At 47.1% G+C, this 16,844-nt stretch carries 15 protein-coding genes; 10 read left to right on the forward strand and 5 right to left on the reverse strand.

The annotated features are described in order from the left end of the window. Positions 1-23: 23 nt before the first annotated feature. The gene (locus tag LHF31_RS09125) at positions 24-953 is read left to right on the forward strand and encodes a PAC2 family protein (RefSeq protein ID WP_298005185.1); all 930 of its coding nucleotides are present in this window, start codon (positions 24-26) and stop codon (positions 951-953) included. A gap of 12 nt (positions 954-965) precedes the next feature. Here LHF31_RS09125 and LHF31_RS09130 read toward each other — a convergent pair whose 3' ends face one another. Next, positions 966-2,489 (reverse strand): YifB family Mg chelatase-like AAA ATPase, encoded by a 1,524-nt coding sequence (locus LHF31_RS09130; protein ID WP_298005182.1) that lies wholly within the window; start codon positions 2,487-2,489, stop codon positions 966-968. 475 nt (positions 2,490-2,964) lie between these two features. Here LHF31_RS09130 and LHF31_RS09135 point away from each other — a divergent pair, with 475 nt between their 5' ends. The 5 genes from LHF31_RS09135 to LHF31_RS09155 all read left to right on the forward strand — a co-directional run bounded on the left by LHF31_RS09135 (position 2,965) and on the right by LHF31_RS09155 (position 6,850). Next, a complete protein-coding gene (locus tag LHF31_RS09135) occupies positions 2,965-4,110 on the forward strand; it encodes an ABC transporter substrate-binding protein (protein WP_303774151.1) in 1,146 nt (381 codons plus the stop codon). Next, on the forward strand, positions 4,107-5,144 hold the full coding sequence (locus LHF31_RS09140) for an iron ABC transporter permease (RefSeq protein ID WP_298005174.1): 1,038 nt from the start codon (positions 4,107-4,109) through the stop codon (positions 5,142-5,144). The genes LHF31_RS09135 and LHF31_RS09140 overlap by 4 nt, the downstream gene beginning before the upstream one ends. After that, a complete protein-coding gene (locus tag LHF31_RS09145; protein WP_303774152.1) occupies positions 5,141-5,917 on the forward strand; it encodes an ABC transporter ATP-binding protein in 777 nt (258 codons plus the stop codon). Before LHF31_RS09140 ends, LHF31_RS09145 begins: the two co-directional genes overlap by 4 nt. Continuing rightward, on the forward strand, positions 5,908-6,471 hold the full coding sequence (locus LHF31_RS09150; protein WP_298005169.1) for a nucleoside-triphosphatase: 564 nt from the start codon (positions 5,908-5,910) through the stop codon (positions 6,469-6,471). The genes LHF31_RS09145 and LHF31_RS09150 overlap by 10 nt, the downstream gene beginning before the upstream one ends. A 160-nt stretch (positions 6,472-6,631) precedes the next feature. Then, a complete protein-coding gene (locus tag LHF31_RS09155) occupies positions 6,632-6,850 on the forward strand; it encodes a cold-shock protein (RefSeq protein WP_298005166.1) in 219 nt (72 codons plus the stop codon). A gap of 51 nt (positions 6,851-6,901) precedes the next feature. On the opposite strand, the gene LHF31_RS09160 is transcribed toward LHF31_RS09155, so the two are convergent. Together LHF31_RS09160 and LHF31_RS09165 are read right to left on the reverse strand one after the other, a co-directional pair. Continuing rightward, on the reverse strand, positions 6,902-7,507 hold the full coding sequence (locus LHF31_RS09160; RefSeq protein WP_298005163.1) for a YdcF family protein: 606 nt from the start codon (positions 7,505-7,507) through the stop codon (positions 6,902-6,904). Beyond that, a complete protein-coding gene (locus LHF31_RS09165) occupies positions 7,504-8,655 on the reverse strand; it encodes a MalY/PatB family protein (RefSeq protein WP_303774153.1) in 1,152 nt (383 codons plus the stop codon). Before LHF31_RS09165 ends, LHF31_RS09160 begins: the two co-directional genes overlap by 4 nt. Before the next feature lie 61 nt (positions 8,656-8,716). Between LHF31_RS09165 and LHF31_RS09170 the strand changes: the two genes are divergently transcribed. Together LHF31_RS09170 and proC are read left to right on the forward strand one after the other, a co-directional pair. Next, on the forward strand, positions 8,717-9,634 hold the full coding sequence (locus LHF31_RS09170; RefSeq protein ID WP_303774154.1) for a class I SAM-dependent methyltransferase: 918 nt from the start codon (positions 8,717-8,719) through the stop codon (positions 9,632-9,634). After that, positions 9,631-10,476, forward strand: coding sequence for a pyrroline-5-carboxylate reductase (proC, locus tag LHF31_RS09175; RefSeq protein WP_298009898.1), 846 nt, complete (start codon positions 9,631-9,633; stop codon positions 10,474-10,476). Before LHF31_RS09170 ends, proC begins: the two co-directional genes overlap by 4 nt. 417 nt (positions 10,477-10,893) lie before the next feature. On the opposite strand, the gene LHF31_RS09180 is transcribed toward proC, so the two are convergent. Together LHF31_RS09180 and LHF31_RS14655 are read right to left on the reverse strand one after the other, a co-directional pair. Continuing rightward, positions 10,894-12,801 carry a formate--tetrahydrofolate ligase gene (locus LHF31_RS09180; RefSeq protein WP_303774155.1) on the reverse strand — a complete coding sequence of 636 codons (1,908 nt, stop codon included), beginning with the start codon at positions 12,799-12,801 and terminating at the stop codon, positions 10,894-10,896. 305 nt (positions 12,802-13,106) lie between these two features. Then, positions 13,107-13,343, reverse strand: coding sequence for a hypothetical protein (locus LHF31_RS14655; protein WP_369685049.1), 237 nt, complete (start codon positions 13,341-13,343; stop codon positions 13,107-13,109). 220 nt (positions 13,344-13,563) lie between these two features. Here LHF31_RS14655 and LHF31_RS09185 point away from each other — a divergent pair, with 220 nt between their 5' ends. Together LHF31_RS09185 and LHF31_RS09190 are read left to right on the forward strand one after the other, a co-directional pair. Further along, on the forward strand, positions 13,564-15,759 hold the full coding sequence (locus tag LHF31_RS09185; protein ID WP_298007031.1) for a GAF domain-containing sensor histidine kinase: 2,196 nt from the start codon (positions 13,564-13,566) through the stop codon (positions 15,757-15,759). Further along, on the forward strand, positions 15,756-16,829 hold the full coding sequence (locus LHF31_RS09190) for a DNA-binding response regulator (protein WP_298007028.1): 1,074 nt from the start codon (positions 15,756-15,758) through the stop codon (positions 16,827-16,829). Before LHF31_RS09185 ends, LHF31_RS09190 begins: the two co-directional genes overlap by 4 nt. The last annotated feature ends 15 nt before the right edge of the window (positions 16,830-16,844 follow it).

Consider the following 16,844-nt stretch of genomic DNA (forward strand, 5'->3'; position numbering starts at 1 on the left):
ATACTTGAAATTAGAGGTGTGTTATGAGCAATCACGTGCAGATATTGGTGGAACCAGTCCCAAAAGCGCAATTTATGATTCTGGGGTGGCGTCAGTGGGCAGATGCCGGGGCAGTTTCTTCAGGGCTTCCGGTTTACCTGATTGAAAAATACCATGGCGAACGAGTAGCGAGTATTGATTCTCAAGGATTTTATTTGTTTCAAATCCCGGGTACTCATGATTTGCTGCGCCCGATTGTTCATTATCACAATGGTTTTCCTCATAGCCTGGAAGTACCGGAAAATCAATTTTTTATGATTAGACGAGCGGGTAAAAATATTCTGGTATTTATTGGAGACGAACCTCACTTAAATGTCGAAGAATATATCCAGGCGATATTGAGTGTAGCCGCAGCCTTTGGTGTTGAAAAGATGATAGGACTGGGCGGCGTTTACGGAGAGTTCCCTTATGATAAGGAGCGAGATATTTCCGGAAGTTACAGTCTGCAGGATATGCAACAGGAAGCCGAGAGGCTGAGTTTGCACCTGACCAATTATCACGGTGGTGCCAGTATCGATTCATATCTTTGCAAGCGTGCGGGAGAGGCAGGCATACCTTACATTGGAATGTATGCCATGGTCCCCTATTATGATCTTTCCCCACTATTGAATGTTGAGCAAACATTGCGCATTGAAAACGATTACATGGCTTGGCTGGGGATTATGCGCAGGATTAACTACCTTTTTAAGACCGATTTTGATGTTCTGGATCTGGCTCAAAAAAGCCGCCAGTTAATTCAGGAAGTTGCTCAAAATGTTCAGGAACTCTCCAGGCAGGTTCCTGAGGCTGGGATTCAAGAATATTTTGAGAATCTCTCAAAGGATTTTAAAGAAACGCCCTTTATTCCCCTGGAAGATGTCTGGGAAACGCATCTGAGAAAAATTTTGAAAAAGATGGATGGTGAGGGGGAATAAACCTGTATCCGGTCAAACAAATAAGTCTTTTGGACGGTATTGCAGGGCTTCTGCCAGATGAATGGACTGAATCTGCTCACTGCCGGAAAGATCGGCAATGGTACGAGCCAGTTTTAAAATGCGGTGGTATGCTCTGGCAGAGAGATCCATTTGGGACATGGCAGTTTTCATTAAAGCACTGGTGGCTTGATCCAGTGCGCAGTATTTTCGAATATCTGCCGGACGCATTTCTGCGTTGCAAGTCACTCCGTTGGATGTTCCAAACCGTTGCCGTTGAATTTCGCGGGCTTTTTCCACTCTTGCCCGGATGACTTCGACTGATTCACCGGTGCGACGGTCACTGAGCTTTTCGTAATCAATGCGGGGGACGGTGACAAAGATATCAATTCGATCCAGCAAGGGTCCAGAGATGCGTTTTTGATATTTCACCACTGTACCCGGTGAGCAGGTGCAGGGTTTAACAGGGTCACCAAAATAACCGCAGGGACATGGATTCATTGCTGCTACAAGCTGGAAGTTGGCAGGAAAGGTCAAAGATCCCTGTGCCCGGCTGATGGTCACAATTTTATCTTCCATAGGCTGCCGTAAAACTTCCAGAACGCGAGAACCAAATTCAGGAAGTTCGTCCAGGAAAAGCACCCCGCGGTGGGCAAGAGAAATTTCACCGGGGTGAGGCTGATTGCCACCACCAACCAGACCGGCATGGCTGATGGTATGATGTGGCGCGCGAAAAGGACGCGAACGAATTAGAGGGATGTCCTCGGGAAGTTGATCGGCAACCGAATAAATTCGGGTCACATCCAGGGCTTCGTCAATAGTCATCTGAGGCAAAATACCCGGCAATGCTCTTGCCAGAAGCGTTTTACCGGAGCCAGGAGGCCCGATCATCAGCAGGTTGTGTCCACCTGCCGCAGCAACTTCTAAAGCCCGTTTTACGTGTTCCTGCCCTTTAATTTCACTGAAGTCCGTTGCAACTTCAATGGGAATGTTTTCTGGTTGGGTAGGGGGATGCGGAGGGATGGTGATGGTATTTCTCAGATGAGCCACAAGTTCTGCAAGCGAGTCTACAGGAATAACCTCAAGATTGGGGAGCAGGGCGGCTTCGGCAGCATCCGTTTTGGGTACGAATACCCGCGAGATTCCCTGCTCTCTTGCCACTGCAGCCATCGGAAGGACCCCGCGGACGTGACGCACACTTCCATCCAGTGAAAGTTCTCCGATAACCAGACTGTTTTCCAATGCATCACAGGGAATTTGTTCGCTTGCCGCCAAAACCCCTAACGCAATTGGTAAATCGTAGGCAGGCCCTTCTTTCCTGACGGAAGCCGGCGCCAGATTGACAGTAACCCTTTTGCGGGGGAATACCAGCCCGGTATTTTTAATGGCAGACTGCACCCTTTCGCGGCTTTCCTGCACTGCCGTATCCGGTAATCCAACAATGACCATGCCGGGCAGTCCAGGGCTGGTATCCACTTCAACTTCAACCAGAACACCATCCAGACCAATGACAGCACAGGAATAGATCCGGGCGAGCATGAAATTAGTATAGGTAAGGAAAATAAAAAAGTCAAATCAAACCGTGGAATATCTGTACAAATACCATGATAGATTAAAAGAGGGCTGCCCACTACTTTTTGGACAGTTCCAGAATGATTAATCCGCACATCAGGGATAAGCCGAATTGTTTTCAATGTGGCAAATGTGGATACGAAAAAAATCGAATGGCTTTAGAAGCAAGGAAAACCACCCATGACCAGGCTTTTTTAGAGGGCAAGTAAAGGTGCATTTTCAGTGATGAAGAGGGAAAAAGTCAAACAGACCGGGTATTTTCACAGATCGAAGGATTATGTCAATTTGTTTGCAGAAAGCGAATTGATTGACCGGGAGCAGGGCTGTTCTGCCAATCTCCTTTGCTTTTAATGCTTTCTCGGGCTTTCTCATTGACATCGTTCAAAAATTCACATATACTACCTGTACTCACTAAGTGAGTAACCCAGTTGAACAGGAGAACATGATGAATCGGGTTTTGTTTGTTGTGATAATCAGCCTGGTGTTGTTAAACGCCTGTTCCGCACCTGCTAAACCGGAAACGATCACCCCCTTTGCACAGGAGACTGTTGAAGCGATGGAAACTGAAATCGCCCCGAGAACGGATATGGCGCAACCTTCCATCGTCATTGTGGATGCACTTGGTAGAGAAGTGACTTTTTCCAAAGTGCCCTCACGTATTGTGATCACCGGTAAGGGGTTGATTCAGATTCTGGATGCTGCGTATATGTTTCCAGAAGCACCCGAGCGGATTGTTGCTTTAGGTAAAGCCACCCAGGGTACCGGAAACTTTATTTCGCTTATTGATCCCGGTTATGGTTCTAAAAAACTTCTGGAAAACGATGCCAGTGCAGAGCAAATCGCCGCGGTACAACCGGACCTGGTCATTCTAAAAAGTTATCTGGCTGAAACGGTTGGTAAGCCAATTGAAACGCTCAACATCCCTGTGGTGTATGTGGATTTTGAGACACCTGAACAATATACGCGCGATCTTGCCATTCTGGGCAAGGTATTCCAAAATGAAAGCAGGGCACAGGAACTGGTTGATTTTTATCAAAATAAAGTCAACTTCATTCAAGAAGCGTTGAAAGATGTAAAAGAAAAACCGAGTGTTCTGATGCTTTACCACAACGATAAAGATGGAGCGGTTGCCTTCAGCGTGCCGCCAATGACCTGGATACAGACTCAAATGGTCGAACTTGCCGGCGGAATGCCTGTCTGGGGTTCTGCAAACCCGGGCAAAGGTTGGACTGTGGTCACTCTGGAGCAAATTGCTGCCTGGAATGCAGACCAGATCTTCATCATCGCTTATCAAAAGGATTCATCTGAAATTACTGCCTCGTTAAAAAATGACCCGCAATGGAGCGCTTTGCGTGCAGTGAAGGAAGGGCACCTGTACGGATTTCCCGCCGATTTATACAGCTGGGATCAACCAGATTCACGCTGGATTCTGGGACTTTCCTGGCTGGCTGCCCGCTTGCATCCTGATCGCTTTCCGCAGTTTGATATCGTTGCTGAAGCCCAGCAGTTCTACCAGCGGTTATATGGCCTGGACGTTCAATTCTTTGAGTCCAGGATCAAGCCCACATTCCGGGGAGATTTACCTTGAACACTGCCGTCAGCATTGCTGCAATGCAGAAATTGAATTCCCGTAACCACACCAGAGCCTGGATATTCGCATGGCTGGGTGTTGGGCTTCTCACATTCTTCATTCTGTCACTGTTGTTTGGGCGTTATCCGGGAATGGGTTTCATATCCCTGGAACACCTCCGCAATGACGAATTGGCAAGGTTACTGGTTTTCAATTTACGTTTACCACGGTTGTTGACAGCCATGCTGCTGGGCATGTCGCTTTCCGCTGCCGGGACTGTCTTTCAAATGTTGTTCACTAACCCCCTGGTGGAACCCGGTTTTCTGGGGGTCTCCCAGGGAGCCGCTTTTGGAGCCGCATTTTGTATTGTTTTTCTGGGTGGAGCAGCAGTGGTGACGCAGATCAGCGCTGCTGCATTTGCCCTTGCCGGATTAGGGCTCTCTTATCTGCTCGCGCGGCACATCCGATACGGTGGCTGGGTGCTTCGCCTGGTGCTTTCAGGCATTGCCGTTTCAGCCATGTTCTCAGCAGGACTTGGCGTTTTAAAATATCTGGCTGACCCGCTCAGCCAACTGCCGGAGATCACTTTCTGGTTGCTGGGTGGGCTCTCCAGTATCACCTGGACAAAGTTCCTTTCCATCTTGCCTGCAGTTACCCTGGGCCTGGCATTTCTCTTTCTGTTTCGTTGGAGGCTCAACCTGCTGGCTTTGAATGAAGAGACTGCGTTCTCTATGGGACTTTCGCCAAAACAAGAGCGGCTGCTGATGCTTACTGCTGCTGTGCTACCTGCTGCGGCGGTGATCTCCGTGGCGGGTATGGTTAGCTGGGTGGGATTGATCATTCCTCATATCGCTCGCCGTCTTTTCGGCTCGGATACGCGCTTTGTGCTTCCGGCATCCATGTTGCTGGGTGGAATTTTTGTCATCCTGTGTGATGATCTCAGCCGGACGCTTCTGGCTGGTGAAATTCCGTTAGGTATCCTGACATCTTTGTTGGGAGCAGTTATCTTTATCGGGCTGATGATGTCTCGTGGGGTAAAGGTGGACCGATGAATGCGGAGTTAATCACCTTACAAGAAGTGGTGTTTGGCTACGACCGTCGAAAACCCGCGGTGATAGAGGGTTTCAATCTCTCCATCTACGAAGGTAGCATCACTGCGATTTTAGGTCCAAACGGAGTTGGGAAAACCACATTACTGAAACTGGTGCTGGGCTGGTTAAAGCCATGGAGTGGGAAGATCCATTTGAATGGAAAGCCCCTGGAACATTACAGCCGGCGGGAAATGGGTAAGCAAATTGCTCTGATCCCTCAGAGTGAACACACACCTTTTGAATACAGTGTTCTGGAATACGTCCTGCTGGGTCGCACACCGTATATGCCTCCATTGGGCTTACCTTCCTCATCTGATGAGATGATCGCTTATGAGGCGCTGGAACAGGCAGGCATTGCTCACCTGAGTGACCATTCCATTATCGGGCTTAGTGGCGGAGAGCGTCAACTGGTACTGGTTGCCAGGGCACTTGCGCAACAGACGAAAATTCTGTTATTGGATGAACCCACTTCTCATCTGGACCTCAGTAATAAACACAGACTGGTTAATATCCTGCAGAGATTAAAAGAAAATGGCACAACAATTTTGATGACCACTCATGAACCGGATATTGCCTTGGCGCTAAGCAACCAGACTATCCTGATAGCAAACGGGCGTATTCTGGCTGCCGGTCCTACGGACGAAGTCGTTAACAGCGGATCCCTCACACAGGTTTATCATCTTCCAATAAAAATCATTAACTTAGACGGAAAAAAACAGGTATTATGGCTGTAAATCTCTGGATCGTTACAGGGTGGCGCGGAAGTGGGAAAACCACATTTTGCCGGGAAATGGTGCAGGCAGCCAGTCGGATCGGTTTGGACCCGGCTGGACTCATATCGCCAGCCGGTTTCAAACAGGATCAAAAAGATTCCATTTGGGCTGAAGCAATCCGCTCCGGAGAAAAGAGATTATTAGCAACTGATCGCCCTCGCACACAAGAGGATTTGGCTTTTGGCGACTGGTACTTTAACCAAAGCACATTAGAATGGGGTAATGAGGTACTGAAATCCAGCGTTCCCTGTGACGTGCTTGTGATTGACGAGTTAGGTCCACTGGAGTTTCATTTTTCTTTGGGTTGGGTGAGCGCAATGGATGTGATCAGAACAGGAAACTATCATCTCGCTCTGGTTGTTGTCAGACCTGAATTGCTTGAAACTGCAAAAATAATCCTTCAACCTGTTAATACCATCCAGATGACCAATGTTGAAGAGGTAAATTCCAGAGTACTTCAATTCACACCTTTGTTGTTTCAGGTTAAAGAGATTGTGTGCCGAACCTCAATGTAAACACACAGAGATTCGTTCTCTTGACATTGTCATGGGAACATGATAATCTTGCGCTCACTGTACGACGCCGGGAATTCGCCTGACCATCGCGCAGCCCTGGACGGCTCGGGGGTTGTTGGCGAGCAAGCGTCATCGAATTCAATTTTATGGAGTGTGTTTCATGTCTGTTCGTTATACTGGAACCGTAAAATGGTTCAACGCCACAAAAGGGTACGGCTTCATCGGGCGTGATGACAATGCCGGGGATGATGTGTTCGTTCATTTCTCGGCGATCCAGATGGAAGGGTATCGCACCCTGAAAGAAGGTCAAAAGGTTGAATTTGAAATTGAGCAGGGTCCAAAAGGACTTCAGGCTGCTCAGGTCATTCCACTGTCCTGACACCACGAGAATCAATACTTATGCGCCGTTTCGAAATGAAAACGGCGCTTTTTATTTTTTGCCCAAAAATGCGAGCAGAGAAATTAATTCCCGAACAACCGAATTCCTGGAATCCCTGTCCAGATACCACAGCCATGCATTCAAACGGGGTTCTTTTGAAGATACGACGATAAATTCTACAGGCTCTTTGCTCAAAACTTGCTGGAATATGAGTTGACTCCTTCTCGTGTGATATGGGTCGGTCACCACAATCAAGGTGTTCCATCCTCTTTCTTTGAGGATATCCAGAGTGGCAATGGCTTCTTCTTGAGTGTTTGTAGCAACTTTTCGGGTAATGACGATTTGGGGTACAGGGATACCCCGTTGGTGGGCTTCACTGGCTAGATAGTCGGCAGTTTTCCATCCACTCTCAGTTGTTTCCTGCGTTTCAGTCAGAATTAAGTATCTCGCTTTTTCCGCCTTGATGATGTTGACTGCTTTCTCCAGCCGGTCCAGTTCTCCGCCACTCAAGACGACCACGGCATCTGCAGGTTGCAATGGCTCATTTACGACTAAAAAGTTTCCCAGTGCTCCCAGGACAAAGAGGGCACTACACAAACAAAATAAGCCGATTCCTGCCAGGATCAAACCGATCGAAATAATGTGTTTGTGTTTCATGAGTAAAGGGCGTGTTTCATTCTTTCCAGTGCTTGCTGGAGGGTCTTTCTTGGGCAAGCAAAGTTCAAACGCACAAAACCTTCCCCCTCTTTTCCGAACCATTTTCCATCCACTAATGCAACTTTTGCCTTTTCAAGGAAAAACTTGGCGGGGTTGGAATGAGTAGAGAGGAGTTTTCGGCAGTCAATCCATGCCAGGTAAGTCCCTTCAGGTTTGGACATTTGAAGTTCAGGGAATTCGGTATATATCATCTCGAAGAGAAAATCCCGGTTGGATTGAAGGTAGTCTAGAAGCTGGATAAGCCATTCTTCGCCATCCTGGTATGCTGCCAGAGCAGCAGTCAGTCCCATCACATTGACTCCACCGACCAGCCCTTGTCTGGCAATTTGAAACGTTTCTCTCAATTTTGGATTTTGGATGATGGCGAAGGAACAATACAAACCGGGCAGGTTGAAAGTTTTTGATGGTGCCATCAATGTAATGGTGTTTTGCGCAATTTCTGGTGAAATTGCTGCAACTGGTGTGTGAGGGTGCCCTTCGTAAACCAGGTCGCAGTGGATTTCATCCGAACATAATATCACTTCGTTCCGAAGGCAGAATTCTGCAACTTGTTCCAATTCTTTTGACGTCCAGACTCTGCCGACCGGATTATGTGGACTGCAGAGAATCATTAGCCGGGCTTCATTTGAAAGAGCAGAAGCCAGGATATCCCAGTCGATTTCGTATTCTCCGGTTTCTTTTTCCACAAGGGGTGCATCAATACGAATGGCTCTGGCATTTTGAGGGGCGGTTAGAAACGGACCATAAACCGGAGGCTGGATTACCACCCCTTTATTTTGGGCAAAAGCGTGGCAGGTGATATTGATTCCCGGAACAACACCCGGTATCAAGACAATGTCATCGGGAGTAATTTTCCATGAGTATAGTTTTTCCATTCGCGAGACCAGGGTCTCTTTTAGAGCCAATGCCTGGTTGGGATACCCAAAAATCCCATGATCTGCTCTTGCTTTCAGGGCTTCTATAACGGGTTCAGGAGAACGAAAATCCATATCGGCTACCCATAAAGGAATGACATCTTCCGGGTAAAGGCTCCATTTTTCACTGTCAGTATTTTGGCGAGGAATAATTACGTCGAAGTCGTATTTCATTTTGGTGTCCTCTTAATTTTTTATTGATTATAAACGCTCCATGATATACTTTTACTCCAGAATGAACACTACCCCTCCTTTAGAACTTCGGTTGCTCTACCCACAAAACTGGAAGGATTATGAACTTCTGGATTGTGGGAATGGATATCGTTTGGAACGGTTTGGCCCTTTTCGGGTGGTTCGCCCGGACGCAGAAGCAATCTGGGATCCAGTATTGCCTGAAAAAGAATGGAAAGATATTCATGCTCGATTTGTTCCCTCACCAGAAGAAAATGGGGGACACTGGGAGAAAATTCGGCTGATTCCAGAGCGCTGGTATATTCAGTATAAGAATCTAAAATTCTGGCTTCAGATGGGTGGATCAAAGCATTTAGGAGTTTTCCCTGAGCAATCTGTACAATGGGAATGGATTCAGGATCAAATTACAACGTTTTCTCACCCTGTGCGTGTTCTAAATTTATTTGGTTACACTGGTTTATCCACCCTTGCTGCTGCTGAATCTGGGGCAAGTGTTACTCATGTGGATGCCTCTCGAAAGGCGATTTCCTGGGCAAGAGAAAATCAAATCCTTTCTGGATTAGACCATAAACCTGTGCGCTGGCTGGTGGATGACGCCTTGAAATTTGTCCAACGGGAAGCGAGACGTGGAATGACCTATGAGGGAATCATTCTGGACCCACCTAAATTTGGTAGAGGTCCCAAAGGCGAAGTGTGGGAATTTTATAAGTTGCTTCCTGAATTGCTACAGGCGTGCAAAACCATTTTAAGTCCAAAACCGTGTTTTATTGTATTGACGGCATATGCCGTGAAAGCCTCTGCTGCCACGATGTATTATGCACTTGAAGACATTGTGAAAGGGAAAGGTGGGCATCTGGAGGCTGGCGAAATCGCGCTGAGAGAAAATAATAAAAGAGCAAGGTTGCTTGCAACAGCATTATTTGCACGGTGGACGTATCAGAGAGGAGTAGAAGGTTTATGAATCCGAAAATTGCCTTGATTGGACCAGGAGCCATGGGAGAAGCCATAATCATTGGTCTGCTTAATAAAAAAATTACATTACCGGAATTTATTTATGCCTCTGGTCCTGTTGTGGAACGTGGCGAAGAGTTAAAAGCAAAATATGGGATTATCCCGTTGACGGATAATGTTCAGGCTGTCCAGCAGGCCGATCTTATTATTATGGCGGTCAAGCCTCAAATTTTGAAAAAGGTCATGAAGGGGTTGAAAGGACATATTCCCCCCGGGGCACTGGTGCTTTCTATTGTGGCAGGCGCGTCTATCCAGACTTTGAGTGAGGGTTTAGCGCATCCATCCATTGTTCGTGCCATGCCCAATACGCCGGCTCAAATCGGGGAAGGAATTACCGTATGGACGGCTTCTTCATCCGTCACTCCTTCCCAAATGGAATTGGCCAGGCAGGTTCTGACAGCGCTTGGTGTGGAAATATATGAGGAAGAAGAATCCCACCTGGATATGGCTACGGCATTGTCGGGCACAGGTCCTGCCTATGTATTTCTCTTTATGGAAGCCCTGATTGATGCCGGGGTGCATATGGGGTTTGCTCGAAAAACAGCAGAGCAACTGGTTACTCAAACAATTTTAGGTTCGGTGCTGTATTATAAGAAAATTGGGATTCATCCTGCCCAACTGAGAAACCAGGTGACCTCGCCGGGTGGCACCTCTGCTGAGGCGCTGTATTATCTGGAAAAGGCAGGCTTTAGAACTGCTTTATCTCGAGCCATTTGGGCAGCCTATGAGCGTTCGCTCGAACTTGGGAAGGGGCTGAACAGCAAACCGCCGGAGAGCAAGAGCGAGTCATAACTTTGACCATGAGCAAGCAAAAAGAGACTGCCTGGTGGATGTTGGTAGTGGCAGTCTCTTTTTGTCGGCTGAAAAATTACTACACAGCCCAAAATGTCTGAACCAGTTTGAACCAATCTGTGGAAAAGAGAATGGAGAGTACAAGGATTAAGAATATGAGAAAAATAATGAATCCGCACCCGCATCCTGTACACGAGCCACTTTTCCATCCAAAGGTTTTTTGAAAGAACTCATAAGCCCACTTTAAAAGAGTGAGTTTGAGCAATCCAACCAGGCAACCGGGGCGATCATCCATTGTGTCCTCCTCATACATGCTTTTGCTTTTCATATCTTTTTACGCACATCCGATAGAAAAGTTGCAAAATGGCTAAAAAAAAGAGGCGCAAACGCGCCTCTGAGGGTATTCCTGGAAGGAAGTTACGATAATCCAATAATTTTTTCCGTGTCCGGATCTATGTCGATTTCAAAGAAAGCAGGGCGAGTGGGCAATCCAGGCATGGTGCTCATCTTTCCAATGAGTGGATACAGGAAACCCGCCCCGGCTGAGGCTCGAACTTCCCGAACAGGTAGTCGAAAGCCCTTGGGAACCCCTTTCAGATTTGGATCATGGCTCAGGCTGAGATGGGTTTTTGCCATGCAGATGGGTAATGTGTCAAAGCCCATTCGGGTGTATTCCTCAATTTGTTTTTCTGCTTCTGGAGAATAATCCACGCCATCTGCTCCGTACACCTCACGGGCAATGGTTTCAATTTTTTCTTTAATCGGCATCTCGAGAGGATATAAGAAACGGAAGTTTCGGGGCTTTTGTGAAGCCCGAACCACGGCGTTTGCAAGGTCAATGGCGCCTTCTCCACCAAGTTCCCAGTGCCGTGAAACAACTGCATCCTCTGCCCCCGCCTGGACTGCCGCTTCCTGAATCATGGCTAATTCTGCCGGGGTATCAGTATGGAAACGGTTAATGGCTACCACAACTGGAATACCAAACTTGCGCACAATTTGGATATGGTGGATGAGGTTCCCAAGACCTTCCCTGAGCAACGGAAGATTTTCATCCGTGTACGCAGGGTCTAATGGCTTTCCGGCTACCACCCTGGGTCCTCCCCCGTGCATTTTCAAAGCGCGGACAGTCGCTACCAGTACCACTACACTGGGAAGCAAGCCGGAGTATCGGCATTTGATGTCAAAGAATTTTTCCATGCCGATGTCAGAACCAAATCCCGATTCGGTCACCACAAAATCGGCCAACTTGAGAGCAATTTGATCGGCGAGAATGGAACTGTTGCCATGAGCAATATTGGCGAATGGACCTGCGTGAACAAAAACAGGCGTTCCCTCAAGGGTTTGCATCAGATTAGGTTTGATAGCGTCTTTCATTAACACCGTAAGCGCACCTGCCACTCCCAGATCCTCAGCAGTGATCGGCTCGCCACTACGGCTAACAGCAACTACAATGCGACCGATTCTCTCACGCATGTCTTTGAGACTGGTGGTGAGGGCAAGAATTGCCATTAATTCACTGGCAACAGTGATATCAAAACCCGTTTCTCGTTCAAACCCGGCTTCTTCAGGTCCTTTGCCAATGATAATTCCACGCAGGAAACGATCGCTGGTATCGAGAACCCTTCTCCATGTGATAGTTGCAGGATCAATGTCCAGACGAACCAGTCTGGAGCGTTCTTCTGGTGTCAGATCATCAGGATCGGTTTTCTGAATGCCCAGTTTTTTAAGTCTTCCGAGCAAGCCGGGAGCGAAACGGCGTTTCCCATTTTTATCAGTCGGACATAATCGGTTGAATAATTGCTCGTCGGTGGCTCCAGATTCGTGTAAAACTCTGGCATCAATGGCTGCGGCGAGAAGATTATTTGCGGCAGTGATGGCGTGGATATCTCCGGTCAGGTGGAGGTTGAAATCCTCCATAGGGATAACCTGGCTATACCCCCCGCCAGCCGCTCCGCCTTTAATACCGAATGTAGGTCCCTGGCTGGGTTGTCGAATACAGGTGAACACACTGTAACCCAGATGGGCACCTAATGCCTGACTCAGTCCAACGGTTGTGGTCGTTTTTCCTTCTCCCAGAGGAGTTGGAGTAATAGCAGTTACATCAATATATTGTCCATTGGGGACATCTTTGAGCCGTTCCAGAATGGATAGTTTAACTTTGGCTTTATAGGGCCCGTATAATTCCAGTTCTTCCGGCAAAATACCAATCTCTTCTGCAAGTTGGGCAATGGGCTTAAGAGTAGCAGATTGAGCAATCTCAATATCCGCTGGAACAGGTGTAACTCGTTTGAGCGGAGTAGGGGTAACCGGTTTTCGGGATGTCATAATGTTGTGGGTCCTTTCTCTCAAGGTAGGGGTACACTGAATTATCTTTCAGGTTGGAGAAAAGCGCAAGGCAATTGATATTGTCGGACAAATTTGAAAGAAAGTTTATCCTGTCTCCTTACCGTTTCTTGAAAGCACCCAGAATGGTAGCCGTTGCTGTAACACCGCAGCGGGTGCATCCTGCTTCAATGACCTTCGATAAAGAATTCAGGGGTCGCACTCCACCAATTACCTCCTGTTGGGTTTTCTCTGGGCGGAGCAAAGAATGAACAATAACCTTTGCAATTTGTTCACAGGTCAAATTTTCAGTCCTGAACATGCCTCATTCTTCTTTTAATCCCGAATGGCATCGGCTTTTCCCAATCCAACATCTCATTGACATAGGCGAATGCCAGCGCCGTTACAGGATCAGCAGCACCGTGATAAATTTCCATTCTCCCTGTTCGCCCGTCTATGAGTGCCTTGCAGGGAATTACCACGGTTAGAACATCTCCAATGCATTCATACAGTATTGGGGGAGACATTAAGTTAGGGTATATCATCTTTCAGGAGTTGATCCTGCTCAAGGAAAACCGCTTCTATTTGGTGGTATTTTTTATGGGAACCGGTGTTATATTAATTACCTTGACAATGATATAACAAAATCATTCGCTTGTGTTTTACTTTTTGAGCAGAATCTCTGCTGGAGTACCCAAACGGGTCATTTTGAATAAGGAACTTCCCGTAAAATTAACTCAGGTTTTGGCGAAGGTTCACATTCCCATGACAACCATGCTTCTCAGTGTATTAGAGAATCTCAATCGTATTGGCAGAGCGATTAATCAAATTGGCGCAGAAGCCAGTGAAAATGAGCACGCGGTTTTACAGCAAATCGTTGAAAGTGCCATACAGGTAATCCCCGGATCTGCCGCTGTCATTTTCACTTATAATGAAGCCCAAAAAAGTTTTGATCCCCAATCAAGAGTCTCAGCAGGTGAATTTGTACAGGGCCTGGCGGGAGAAAAGCCTCGTCCAAAAGGCTTTGGCTTTCGCGCTATCGAGCAAAAACGTCCAGTTCTTTCCTATGAGGAAGTAGATCTGGATATAGACCCTGTGAAAAGGAAACAGGGCGCACAGACTCTTGTTTGTTTTCCTTTGATTGTCGCTCGCGAGCCAGTTGGAGTGTTATACGTTTACCTGAAGGAAGAAAGGCGATTTACTCGCCTCGAACTGCTGATGCTGGAAAATTTTACCAATCAGGCGGCAATGGCTTTATATCAGGCGCATCACCTGGCAAATGTATCCCGAGATCTGGCTCGGAAAGAAGAACAAATGGCGCGCCTGCAAAGAGCCAGCATGATCATTTCATCCCGACTGAGATTGGAAGAAACCCTGGAAGCCATTTTACAAATGGCTTTAGAAGTGACCAATGCCCAGTACGGTATCTTCCGATTATTAGACCCTGTGCGGAATGTTTTGGTGACCCGGGCTTATGCAGGGGAAGGTTTAGGCCATCCATTTGTTCAGGAGTTGCCTTTAGATCAACCCAGTATTAGTGCATGGGTGGTAAAAAATCGCCAGTCTGTACTCATTCCGGATCTCACTGCCCAGCCGTGGTCAAAAATTTACTTTCCATTGGATGCCAATTTGAGCATGAAATCGGAACTGGCGGTACCGTTAATTTCATCAAGTGGTCGGTTAGAAGGCGTTTTGAATTTAGAAAGTCCAAGGAAAAACGCGTTTTCAGAAGAGGATCGCCTCCTGTTACAATCGCTTGCAACTCATGCAGTGATTGCAATTCATGAAGTTCGCTTACTGGATGCTTTGCAGGAGATTTCGCAGTTATTGCTTACACAACCGGAAGAGGTGGTTCTGAAGCGGTTGGTATCTCTGGCAAAGGACTTGCTGGATTCCCTGGTTTGCGGAATCTGGATGCTGGATGAACAACGTTTGATATTGCGCGTAGCCGAAAGTGAAGAGAAAATTTCTCTAAAATTCATTGTTCCTGAAATATCAGAAATTCTTAATTCAGAAAAAGAAATCTTTCAGATCCCTGCCGCGTCGTTTCTGATGGAGATTCCTCAAGAATTACCTGCATCTGCCTGGGTGGTTCCCATTGGTTCTTTGCCGGAATATGGGGCGGGGGGAATTTTGCTGGTTTACCCTGTCTTTGCCAAAGGGGCAGAAAATGAATGGGAAAAGAAAGTCCTTTCTTTGCTGGCACATTATGCAGAAATGGCAATTTTCTTCTCCTCTCATCAAAAAGAACTGAGACAGGCTCAAGAACAGCGTTCCGTTGCTGAAATGTTTGCCGCTGTGGGAGACATTGCCACAAATCTGTTACACCAATTGAACAATAAAATTGGCACAATTCCTGTGCGAATTCAAAGTATTCAGGATAGAAGACAGGAACTATTATCGCAAGACCCCTATTTATCGAATCATCTGGAGGAAATTGAGCGCAGTGCCACCGAAGCCATGCGGATTGTGAGAAAAAATCTGTCCCACCTTCATCCTGTACAAATTGTTCCGGTTAATCTGGCTACCTGCATTCAAGAGGCTATCCAGATGGCTAACCTGGGTGCCGAGATTGAGGTACAGGTTGAGAATCTCCAGAACTTGCCCGAAATTGCCGGTGCTCAATATAACCTTGCCCTTGCTTTTGCAAACTTACTCGAAAATGCTTCTCATGCTATGGAAGGCAGAGGGAAGATTATCATCAGCGGGAGTCAGTCTTCTTCCTGGGTTGAAGTTGTCGTGCGAGATTTTGGGCCCGGAATTCCGCCAGAGATGCATCAACGGATTTTTGAACTGAATTTTTCCAGCGGATCCCCCAGTCATGCAGGGAAACTGGGGTTTGGTTTGTACTGGGTTAAAGCCTTGATGATCCGACTGGGTGGCAGTGTGGATGTTGAAAGCGATGGAATGAGTGGTACGGCTTTTCGCTTGAGATTTCCCTTACGGAGGAAACCTTTATGAGCAATATCTCCCTTCGGGCTTTGGTGGTTGATGATGATCCCTCGTGGCTGGAACTGATTGCTGAGATTCTGGAAGAAGTAGGATATCTTGTTGAACGGGCTGCAAGCCTCGAACAGGCGCAATCATTACTGAAGCGTCCCTTTCATTTGGCGGTGGTTGATTTGTCTTTAGATACTTATGATCATCATAACCAGGAAGGGTTGAAAATTCTGGAGGAAATTCATCATCTGTACCCGGATTGTGCTACCATCTTACTGAGTGGATACGCAACCGTAGAGATAGCGGTAAGTGTCATCAAGGATTTAGGCGGGTACACCTGTTTACGTAAAGAAGTTTTTCGACGTTCAGAATTTCGCACACTTGCCAGCAGACTTTTAGAACAAACCCTGATGGCAGAGCAACTCGCCGGCGCAAAGATGGATACCCGGCGTCCCAAACCGGAGGAATCGCTGGCGCACTCGACCATACTTGTTGTTGAAGATGATGCCGGATGGAGAGATTTATTGGAAGAAATTTTGCTGGACGCTGGTTACTCTGTAAGGGTTTGTACGGGATATGGTGATGCACAGGGAATTCTCCGGCGGGAACGATTTTCTCTGGTGATTTTAGATCTAAACCTCAGAGGAAATTTGCTGGAAAGCCCACGAATGTTGAAAGGGGAATCTCTGGATCAGTTGGAAGGATTTCGCTTACTTGCCAGTGCCAGAGCAAGTGGCGCTCAAATTATTGTCATCAGCGGGTTATCTTCTCCCAATATCATCGATAAGATGTTCAAGAAGGGAAAAATTTTTGCATATTTAGAAAAGCACTCTTTTGAACGCAGAGGGTTTCTTCAAACGGTTCGGGAGGCAATTCTTATGGGAGGGCGTTCCGATGATTTATCATCCCTCACCGAACGGGAGCGTGAAGTTCTCTTGTTGCTGGCGCAGGGGCTAACAAATCGTGAGATTGCCGAAACACTGGTTATCTCTAATAACACGGTAAAACGGCATTTGAAATCTATTTTTGCAAAACTCAATATCCATACTCGCTCTGCGGCAGTTGCAAAGGTTACTGGACTGGAGAAATAAACCGGATTGGGGTGA

The organism is Anaerolinea thermophila (assembly GCF_020723905.1).
Classification (GTDB): domain Bacteria; phylum Chloroflexota; class Anaerolineae; order Anaerolineales; family Anaerolineaceae; genus Anaerolinea; species Anaerolinea thermophila_A.